The following is a 6,639-nucleotide window of genomic DNA, read 5'->3' as shown; positions in this document are numbered from 1 at the left end:
CCGCTACTACTACTGGCAGTGGAGAGAGGGCGAGAAAATCAAGTCAAAGTACAAATGTCCAGTCGATTCGGAGAGCTAGTCATCGTTTGGGTGGGAGAGACAAGGAGACGGTGCTTTACTGGAAATAGTGAGGTATGGTCCCTCATCGAGAACCGAATTGTCAGAGGCGCCTTCTTCGTGACAATTAACACATAATTCTTCCAATAGACTGGGAACAATGGGGTCCATGAGGGGTGTTGAAAACACCGCAAGCGGCGCGGGGGAGAGAAAACGCCCGCTCGCGGTGTGCCTTTTCGGGGGTGGGGTCCCGTCGCGTGTATAGGCACACGCGACAGTCGAAACGAGGGATGCCATGCGTATCAGCAGCAGGCTGGCAGTCGCCACGGTCGCGTGGTGTCGGACTGGCAGTAGCGAGATGGAGAGAAAATACGCTTAAAGTATGAAAGTTCAGTCGATAAAGATGAGTGATCTATCTCAATGAATAGCACCCCGTGTACAAAGTGTATTCTCAGGTTTTGAAGAAGCAGGCCCCGTGTGCGATATGAATTAGACCAGGAATCACCCCGTGTGCAAAGTGAAATCGGAGAGAGAACACCTCCGTCACAAAACCCGTCAGAGAATAGAGCATATTTTACAGTAATTAAATATTGGAATATGACTAGTTAGAAGGTGGGGACCGTGTGAGAGATGAAATATCATGTATTGGTGCCATATTCCATAGTAAAATAATCTATTGACATGTTTGGGCCATACCCTGTGTGCGATATGAAATCGGGAGAATGTCAAACTACCTGTCTGCTATTCTCCTTCGAAGAAATCCTCAATCTGAGCGTTAACAACGGACTTGACTAAGCCCTCGTCGTGTTCGACTTCCTCGAGTCGGATATCTGACTGTAGTGTTTCAGCAACTACTTCGGGATCATCAACGAATGTGTATTCCTTATGAACGCCGCTACCGTAGCCCCGTCCTCGTTTATCTGACGTGACAAAATTATAGGTCTCCGCTTCGCTCATGTATCGAAGATAGGAATCGCGCGATTTTTCGTCAGTATCCAGAATATCAGTGATATACTGATAAACTCGGTACGCAACAGTGCTCGGAACAGCATTCAGGTTCCGCTGAGAGTGGATAGGGACAACGGCAGTCGCATAGAGTGAGAGTTTCTTCTGTGTCGAAAGCCCTTGCATCTGTGTTAAGGTACGGTCGCGCTCGGCCTCTTTCTGAGCACCACGGACGTGCTCTTCGAGCACCATATCTTCTCCTTGCCGATCCGCAATCTCGCCTGCTTTTCGGAAAAGGTCAATCGCTTTCCGGGCGTCACCGTGGTCCTGCGCAGCGTACGCGGAGCTGAGAGGAATGATACCATCCTCAAGGACATCCTCCTGGTAAGCATCGCGACGACGTCCCAGAATCGACTGAAGTTGATTCGCATCGTAGTCCGGGAATACGACATCCTGTGGATTGAATGAACTCTCTGCTCGTCCATCGAGGTTCTCCATGAACCGTGGATCATTTGTGAGAGCTGCGACTGAAACGTGTCCTTCGATTCGTCCTAGCTGAGATGCACGAGAGAGTTGATAGAGTAACTTCGAGTATGCTGGCTCGTCATTTGGTTCGCGTTGCCGGCCGACAAGGAGATCAACCTCGTCAAGAATGATAATGACAGAGTCGAAATAATCGCTCAAAATTTCGTAGAACCGATTCAGTTTCTGGTCAGTTGAGACACCGCTCTCAGGAACCCCAGGATCAACGCCGACTTCGATTGCTGCACTTTCGACGAGTCGATAGACAGCACGATCGTGGGATTTGATCGTCTGGCAGTTGACTCTAATTACGCCGAATCGATCTTCTTGAGCGTTTGCCAGCTCTAGAACCTGCTGACAGACAGCATTGATGATAAGTGATTTTCCGGTCCCAGATGGGCCGTAGAGAAGCATGTTTGGAGGGCGATTACCTTGGAGGGCAGGTCGGAGGTATGTAATAATATCGTCCAGTTGCTGATCGCGACCAACGATTCTGTCTTCGTCAATGACGGCATCTGGGTCGAGGAGTCCTTTGTCTTTGAAAACAGAATTCTGGACCCCCTCTTGAAGACGGCCTTTAATGGATTGTGAGAGAGACTGTTGTTCGTCGCCGTCAGCCATGTTATCGGGATACAGTCCATTCCATAAATAGATGTGGGTACCGTGTGCGATGTTAAATACTCCGAATTCACAAGATATAGGCGCAGTATAGGGGGAGTCATTTCAAAGACATCTAACCGCGGGCGAAATCAAACAGAAGAGGCACCCCGTGTGCGATATGAAATGGAACAGATCACCATTAGAAGATAGGAGTAGAGCCTCACCCCGTGTGCGAAATGAAATAGCGGCCGGAAGAGTGCCACCTTTCTATACCCAAAGACATAGGTTTTCCATTCAGAGTTGGCCGGCGGGTTAATCCTGAAGGGAAGAATTTAGGACTTTTAGCGATCATACAGGAGCTCGCTAAGAGATCCGCCCCTGAAAGTCAAGTAGCATACCCAGATCAAGAAACAAGGATCGTTTGACCCCCACACCCCGTGTGCGATATGAATTTGCGAAAGGCACAGGCAACCTTCTTGAGAGGAATTGTATAGAAAACTGTTAGAGAGATGCCAGCGATGGAGTTCTGAACGCAAACAGCGATTAGATAGAGGATCTAAATGAGGCAACTCTACTAAGATCTGCTGAAATGTCTATCTCATTTCAGCGGTCTCTAACTCTAGTGCGGTTTTGGTTTCCGGAGAAACAATATAAATCTTCCTATTGAAATAGACTTTCCCTCGTTCTTCCAGTACAGCACCTCTCTTTCGGAGTAATCGGCATATAGGGTGTAAGACCCATTAAATCGATAATCAACCCTTCCACCTTTTCGTTGATTTCATATCGCACACGGGGTGTGGGGGTTCACCTTCGAGGTGCGATCTATGCAAGAAGGAGATCTTGTAGGGTGAATCGTCTTAGGGTCAAGCTCCGAGAATTCTCCTATACTGCTTGCCAAAAGCACTCTCCACAGAGGGAGCTTTGCTCTTCAGCGTGAGGAAGAATGCGTATACTGGATTTCTGTAACAGATGTCTGTAATAGAACTCTATAACGGTCTTCTGGGCAGATCTGCAGAATTGAGGTTCTATGAGATAGAGATACAGTCTCTGTTACAGACATCTGTTACAGAGGTCTGTACGTATGGCTGTCTTGAATCATTGGACCAGACATACAGAATTCATCTATTATAGTCGTTCGTTGGGATGGCTCTGGAAGAAGAAAATCGCACGACAGTGGTGGTGTAGGAATCTGTTGTAGATATCTGTTATAGAAGTCTGTATCGCATGCCTGTAACAGATATCTGTTACAGATATATGTAATAGATACATGTCCCGATTGTCTGAAACAGATTTATGTGCTAAGTGGCTGTACGTCTCTCTATGATAACTGTCGTCGTGTACTCAGAATCGGGTGGCACCTTCAAAACCACTACAACCGCAAATCTCGCTGTCAGCTTAGAACGGATGGGGCTGGACGTCTGCGTGATTGATCTCGACCCCCAGGAGGGGAACCTGACGAGCCTATTCGATGTGGGGGAACACCGAAGTGATCCAGAAGCCGACAATCTGGTCAAACATATCCTTGAAATGCCTGATGGCGAGTTCGCCGATCTCATTGAAACGTCGGATGAAGGCGTCGACGTGATCCCGAGTCACGATATGCTCGGTGATTTCACCTCGAATCTCGAGCAAAAGATCGCTTACGAAACGGGTATGAAAAATATGAGCAAAGAAGAGTTCCCACGATATGAACTCCTCTACGACCTGCTGTGGAACGAACAGCAACTCAATGAGGAATACGATGCCGTCCTCATCGACCCGAACGCTCGAGCAGAGGACCTGTTGTATAACTCCATCTATGCCATGCGGACACTGGTAGCGCCGGTGAAACCAGCCGGAAAAGGAAACCTGAGCCTCGAGGGGCTCGACGAATTGGTCGGAAATATGGAGGCTCGGTTAGATATTGAGGTCGGCCTCTCATGTGTCGTCCCATCCGGTGTTGGCCAGACGAACGCACACCAACAGTACTCCAAACAGTTCAAGAATACTGATGAGTTCGCGACACCGGTTGCGATCCCTGATCGGGAGAGCTTGATGGATACGATGTGGGAAGCACGGGGCTCCGCATACAAGGTGATCGAGGAACGCTGGAAGACGTTCGAAGAAGACGGCGAAATGGTTAGCGAGCCCGGACAGCGTCGGATTCGGGACCGCGAACTCAAAACCGCATCTGATATCTATGAACTGGCCGCGTTCATAGCGACCGAGACCTTTGGTGCCGAAATCGACTCAGAACTGACGCTCGATATCGCCGACTACGGTGAGCGATCCTTCGAGGTTGGTGATGATACTGAAACGGAGGTGACTGCGCAATGAAGGACGGTGCTGGTAACCTCGATTTCGGCCAAAGTGATGATACCGAGGAGACCACCAATTCTGGATCACTAGATAACTCCTCGAGTAATGACGGTCAGCAGAACCAAGATCAGCCGCGCTCGCCGGAGACTTCGGCAAACCAGACCGCTGAACAGTCTACGTCACAGTCGGTATCGACGAACGAACCGGAATCAGAGGACCACAAGTACCCGTATTTCGTTCGCCGGAGTAAAGTCCTTGATGAGCGGGATGAGCGGATTGAAGCCCATCTCCGGAAGGAAGTCACTGACCAAGAGTCGGACTTTCGGAGTGCGCTCGCCGATGAACTCGAGACGAACAACGATATTCCGAAATCGGACGCACGGGAATTTGCTCTGAAGTACGCTTTCGAAAATCCAGAAGGTGTTGCTGAGTTGATGAGAAACGAAGGATTCGGCGAACTCGACTAAAGATCCGCTTGTTGGGATATTCGGAAGCAGAGGCTTCTGGAACTGACGAGCCGGGTTCCGGAACCCAGCTATCACGGTCGTTCTAACACCGAAGCTCTCATCGGACAACAACGATATTCATAGAAATCAAACGCCATCAACCGTTTGCCTATTTTGTGCACCAACTTCGCTAATTCCGTCGGGTGTTTTGCTTTTCCAGTTACCGTTGTCCACGAACTATCTGGTATGAAGCGCGTCGAAGTTAGGGAACTTCAGCCAACGTACTCGAGAGCGACCTCCGAGAGATTGTGCTCAGCTGGAGTGATCGCAGCGGATTCGGCATCGTTGGTAAAGATCGTCGGTTCCCGATCGCGATGCTCGAACGCTAGGACGACGATCGGAATATCTTTAGACTGAACCCCGGCGATTCTGGCGATGATTTGGGTGTTAACGTTTGTTTGGCGTTTCTTGTGAGTGTACTCCCGACAAGAAAGTGCGGATCCAGATAGTGTCAGTTAATTATCCTCCCTCAGAATATTGTTATATCGGTAGAGTCAGCGGTGAAGCGATCGGGTTAGGGCAAATACGAGCAGTGGGATGTATGCAATTCCTAGTGCGCGCTCCACAAGCAGAAGCCGTTCGACGAAAGGAGATGGATCCATCTGATCAATCGCGGAGGGAGCGCTAACGAATGTCCGCAAGGACTGTTCGAAGGCGATTGCAGGTTGGAGCATGGTTCCATCCGCGGTCGGAGACGGAATAATGGAGAGCAGAAGACCAAAAATGACGACCCAGGTGAAAGCTGAGGCACCAACTTGGCTCGCTCGCTCACCATGCCCAGCTAAGACACCGAGTCCGAGGTTGGTAGCCCAGACCACCCCATTGCGTATCCGGTTCCCTTCACTAGTGAACATAGCCCAGAACTGTCGTCGCCTCCGGTACTTTTTTTCGTGCATGTAGAACTTCGAGGCTGCCGGGTTATCGCCTGTCGTGTCAGCGCTGTCTTTCGCTCGTCTATAGGTTACCTCACGGTCTTCGTACATCTTGATCAGATTGTCCATATCTCCGCTGCGTAATTGCTGTCCGTGCTGCAGGAACGTCGGGAGGAACGAGCAATATCGAGCTAGACGATTCCGCTGCTCGTCCTTATGAATAAGATGGTTCGTGCTGGATAGTGAGGCGGTGAAGTCCGCGAAGTCGAACTCGTTGAACTGTGTTCGGTTGATATGGAGACGGTCCCAGAGCAGGCCCGCCTCGGGGACTGATGTCTTAAGATTGCCCAGTCGTGCCTGTTTGCACTCGACAGTTGTTGAGCCGCGCGCCCAGCTAATCGATATGTCGGTTACGCGGGCTCGGTTGAGGCGGATGCAGCCATCGTACGCCATCACTCTCTGTAGTCGAAGCATGTTTCGGAATGTCGCATTTTCCAATGTTGTTTCGCCAACCAATGATTCCGAGATTGTGACGTTCCACTTGAACAGAGAATCGTTGAAGTCGATCGCCTTCGCGGAAAGGTCGTTTACTTTACATTTGCTTCCAAGCCGGAGGTCAGTCCCCTTTACAATGCCGAAGACGTTCGAACTGGTGATGGTCAATGTCTCCCCAATCTCCGTCTCGTCGATGTAATAGCTGCCCGTGACAGTAGATTCATTGAGCTTTACCATCTGTAGCATCCGTCTTTAGTTAAGCCTCACACCTCGGTTGTGTAGTGGTAGCGAGCGTCTCTTGTAAGATTGGTCGTTGCTTGTGGATCTTCTGAGCGTCTTCGATC

At 49.9% G+C, this 6,639-nt stretch carries 4 protein-coding genes; 2 read left to right on the top strand and 2 right to left on the bottom strand.

What is annotated here, in order from left to right; genetic code table 11:
* Window positions 1-798 precede the first annotated feature (798 nt).
* Complete coding sequence (locus C487_RS09395) at window positions 799-2,145, bottom strand: Cdc6/Cdc18 family protein (protein ID WP_049908062.1); 1,347 nt, start codon at window positions 2,143-2,145, stop codon at window positions 799-801.
* A gap of 1,299 nt (window positions 2,146-3,444) precedes the next feature.
* Here C487_RS09395 and C487_RS09390 point away from each other — a divergent pair.
* Window positions 3,445-4,440: a ParA family protein gene (locus C487_RS09390; RefSeq protein ID WP_083864571.1), complete on the top strand. Its 996-nt coding sequence runs from the start codon at window positions 3,445-3,447 to the stop codon at window positions 4,438-4,440.
* Window positions 4,437-4,889: a hypothetical protein gene (locus C487_RS09385; protein WP_006185508.1), complete on the top strand. Its 453-nt coding sequence runs from the start codon at window positions 4,437-4,439 to the stop codon at window positions 4,887-4,889. The genes C487_RS09390 and C487_RS09385 overlap by 4 nt, the downstream gene beginning before the upstream one ends.
* Before the next feature lie 533 nt (window positions 4,890-5,422).
* Here C487_RS09385 and C487_RS09380 read toward each other — a convergent pair.
* The gene (locus C487_RS09380; protein WP_006185507.1) at window positions 5,423-6,532 is read right to left on the bottom strand and encodes a hypothetical protein; all 1,110 of its coding nucleotides are present in this window, start codon (window positions 6,530-6,532) and stop codon (window positions 5,423-5,425) included.
* Window positions 6,533-6,639: the final 107 nt, after the last annotated feature.

The sequence above is a fragment of the Natrinema pallidum DSM 3751 genome, from assembly GCF_000337615.1.
GTDB classification, from domain to species: domain Archaea; phylum Halobacteriota; class Halobacteria; order Halobacteriales; family Natrialbaceae; genus Natrinema; species Natrinema pallidum.
Note: the sequence above shows the minus strand (reverse complement) of the source record. Positions and strands in the feature narration are given on the sequence as shown.